The 3,347-nt window shown below is 37.7% G+C and carries 4 protein-coding genes; all 4 read left to right on the top strand.

What is annotated here, in order from left to right; translation table 11 throughout:
* Nucleotides 1-489 precede the first annotated feature (489 nt).
* The 4 genes from D0T84_RS21725 to D0T84_RS21710 all read left to right on the top strand — a co-directional run bounded on the left by D0T84_RS21725 (nucleotide 490) and on the right by D0T84_RS21710 (nucleotide 3,088).
* On the top strand, nucleotides 490-774 hold the full coding sequence (locus D0T84_RS21725; RefSeq protein WP_163174919.1) for a helix-turn-helix domain-containing protein: 285 nt from the start codon (nucleotides 490-492) through the stop codon (nucleotides 772-774).
* Between the two features lie 7 nt (nucleotides 775-781).
* Entirely contained in the window at nucleotides 782-1,075 is a 294-nt protein-coding gene (locus D0T84_RS21720) for a helix-turn-helix domain-containing protein (protein ID WP_163310017.1), read from the top strand.
* Nucleotides 1,076-1,570: 495 nt separating this feature from the next.
* A complete protein-coding gene (locus tag D0T84_RS21715; protein ID WP_163310016.1) occupies nucleotides 1,571-2,809 on the top strand; it encodes a site-specific integrase in 1,239 nt (412 codons plus the stop codon).
* 12 nt (nucleotides 2,810-2,821) lie between these two features.
* Nucleotides 2,822-3,088, top strand: a complete 267-nt coding sequence (locus D0T84_RS21710; protein ID WP_163310015.1) for an Arm DNA-binding domain-containing protein — start codon at nucleotides 2,822-2,824, stop codon at nucleotides 3,086-3,088.
* Nucleotides 3,089-3,347: the final 259 nt, after the last annotated feature.

The raw sequence follows: 3,347 nt of genomic DNA, 5'->3' as shown, positions 1-3,347 counted from the left end.
AAATGACAAACTTGTCAAAGAACTAATTGATATAGCAACCTATAGAACTGCATGAATAGCGTAAAAACTATAGAAATTTATAACGAACTATTGTTTATATGTATAATTCATTTATTTTTATGAAACGGCATGCCTGAACAACACTATGAAAGTGTTGCAAGCAAATCATTAATAATTTTATTGATTAAACTCTGTGTAGGATACGGGCATAACGATTTAATGCCGGAGAGATATTCCCCGACAGACCCGAAGCTGGGTAGCTATATACAGAGTTGCCACTTCATAAATTTGACAATGAATTGAATTACAAGTGCAAAGATAGGTATTTTGTCGGAAACAATGGTTAATATTGAATTTTTCGCTACATTCCTACTTTAAACACCAACAACTAAGCCATTACCTGAAACTTAACGCCACCACATCCCATTTCTCAAAACCGTTTCCTTCTTCATCTATATTTGTTGGTAGAATGTAATAAACCGAATAAATATGGATATTATCGCAATAGAAAAAGAATCTTTTGATTCCTTCAAAAAGAAACTGGAACGGATAGCTTCATTAGTTCCGAAACGACCATCTAATAATACCCTGTGCATAGAACAGGAGTGGATAGAGGGCAAAGAACTGGCTGCTTCCCTTAATCTGCCGCCTCGTCGACTGCAACATCTTCGTGAAAGCGGTACACTGTCATTCTCCACCATCGGAAAGAAAATCTATTACCGGATATCCGAAGTGAAATCTCTGTTGGAACAAGGTAAAATCAATTCCAAATAACTTTTCCATGCAACTATATACCAATCAAGATAGCCGGGAACTATTGCAAGCGTTAAACAATGCTTTGCCTTATATCGAACACATCCTGAAAACGCATAAGCCATTATTTGATGGTGAGCGTTATCTGACAAGCGAGGAACTTTGTTCTATCCTCAAAATATCTCGACGCACTTTACAGGATTACCGGAATAACGGAGTTTTGCCATTTATTCAGTTACCGGGAAAGGTTCTGTTTCGTGAATCTGATATTAGAAAGATTTTGGAAAAACGGTTTCGTCCCGCTTATGACAGTTCTTTATAAGTGTTATTCTTGAGCTATCTGAACGGCTGAACATTCGTGAGAATGAGTCAGCCGTTTTTTCATTTATTCAATCTACTTCGCAAAACTTTCTTTTACACCTTGCATATCCCGAAGGATACTCTGGTCTAAAACTTTTGCATAGCGTTGTGTCATTTTGATATCAGTGTGACCTGAATTTGCATATCGATGAGAAATAAAGTAACTAATTGTATTTCAGGGTCAATTACGTTATTCTGCTTTAATTCTCCAAACTAAAAAATGCAGATAAATGCGGTTTTTAGCGAAACTTCCGTTACCAATTCGTTACCCATTTTAAGGTGCGAAAAGTGAAGCAGAATACGAAGAAAGAACTGAATGGAAGAGAGAATAAAGCAAATCTGCTGTTGTAAAGCAATCAAATTCCAATCGGGATTATTATACGCTGTTTGTCTGCATTTTACATAGAATCATATAGCTCATTTGAAGGTATTTTTATGTACATAAAAATGAGAGTTTATGAAATCAGAACTAAAGGTTTTGTTCTACCTAAAAAAGAATCAGGCAAAAAAAGATGGACTGTCTCCCATCATGGGACGTATCAGAATCGGTAAAACAGTTTCTCAATTCAGCCTAAAAACGGAAGCCGATGCCGAACTGTGGGATATCAAGGCAGGCAGGATGATAGGGAAGTCGAATGCCGCATTAGAAATTAACAGGGAGATTAACCGGATCAATCTCCTAATTCAGGCTCGTTACAAGGAGTTAATAGAGGTACAGCCGGAAGTATCTGCCATTGATGTAAAGAATGCGATGCAAGGTATCGCCTCTACACAAGATACTGTTATTGTACATTTTGAAAAAATGGTTAACGATGCTTCACTACGGCTGGGTGTTGATTTAAAAGAATCCTCCCTTGCAGAATATAAATATTCATACCGATGGCTGAAAACATTCCTTCGTAAGAAAAAGAATCTATCAGATATTCCCTTCAAGGCATTAACCTATTCCTTCATTGAAGAATACTACCATTTTCTGCGGGTTGATAAAAAATTCAAAATAAGCACCACTGTCGGTTATGTTGTTTTTTTTCGAAAAGTAGTTCGCAATGCTGTCAATCAGGGAATACTTTTCCGGGACCCGTTTGATGGTTTTATCCCCGAAGAACGTACAAGAGAACACAGAACGCTGACAAGGAAGGAACTAGATAAGATAATGACATTTGAGATTGATCCGGCTCTCAAACGGAACATCAGCCGGGATATATTCATTTTCGCCTGTTTCACGGGTATGGCATATGTGGATATAAAGCACCTGACCTATGATAAAATAACCGAAGAAGAAGACGGCAGTCAGTGGATAATAGCCAAACGGATAAAATCGGGTATCAAATATCATGTCCGGTTGATGGATATTCCACTTGCCATTATTGAAAAATACAGGGGGACTGCCCCTGATGGAAAAGTATTTTCTGTCCCCCAGATGAAAACCGTACACCGGAGCCTGAATTATATTGCCACACACAGCAATATGAATAAGATGATCGGCTTCCACATGGGGCGCCATACATTTGCCAGTTTAATCACATTATCCGAAGGAGTGCCTATCGAAACGGTAAGCCTTATGCTCGGGCACCGCCACATCAAAACCACGCAGGGCTACGCTGAGTTATCGCTCGATAAAATAGCAAAGGATGCAAAGCAATTATCCAAACGCCTTTCCGGACAATTCAAACTTGTAGACTATTATACAACCTAAACCACAATGATTATGAAAAGGAGTACATTCAAAATATTATTTTATATCAATCGTAATAAACAGAAGAAAAACGGTAAATGTCCGGTTCTGGGAAGGATTACCATTGACGGGACAAATACCCAGTTCAGCGTCAAAGCAGATACATTGCCGGAGTTATGGTCGGTAGAGAAAGGATGTTCCATCGGCAGAAGTAAGGAGTGCAAGGAACTTAACTTGAAACTTGAAAACTATAAAGAGGATTTAAAATGTCATTATAATAAACAGGTTAGAGGATCATAAATAAAACTAATATAATCAATTTCTACGGTCCCCTTTTCCGATTTATTTAACTGATAAGCTTTATTAAAGTTTATATCTCTCTGCTTAGTAAATTTATAAACTCAATAGTTCGTTATAAAAACAGCTTTTTTAAGCGGCAATAGTCCCATATTGTTTTAGTTCATTGCATATTCCGGCGATACCCACCCAGTGATTCCGGTGATACCCACCCACTCACTGTGCAAATTAGTCTGACAAAATTACCGTTTTTTTCTTAAGC

Origin of the sequence: Dysgonomonas sp. 521, from assembly GCF_010501055.1 — a bacterium.
Lineage (GTDB): Bacteria > Bacteroidota > Bacteroidia > Bacteroidales > Dysgonomonadaceae > Dysgonomonas.
Note: the sequence above shows the minus strand (reverse complement) of the source record. Positions and strands in the feature narration are given on the sequence as shown.

What these genes read in the sequence shown, in the direction of transcription:
- D0T84_RS21725 (WP_163174919.1), top strand. Translation starts at nt 490, where the DNA reads ATGGATATTATCGCAATAGAAAAAGAATCTTTTGATTCCTTCAAAAAG.
- D0T84_RS21720 (WP_163310017.1), top strand. Translation starts at nt 782, where the DNA reads ATGCAACTATATACCAATCAAGATAGCCGGGAACTATTGCAAGCGTTA.
- D0T84_RS21715 (WP_163310016.1), top strand. Translation starts at nt 1,571, where the DNA reads ATGAAATCAGAACTAAAGGTTTTGTTCTACCTAAAAAAGAATCAGGCA.
- D0T84_RS21710 (WP_163310015.1), top strand. Translation starts at nt 2,822, where the DNA reads ATGAAAAGGAGTACATTCAAAATATTATTTTATATCAATCGTAATAAA.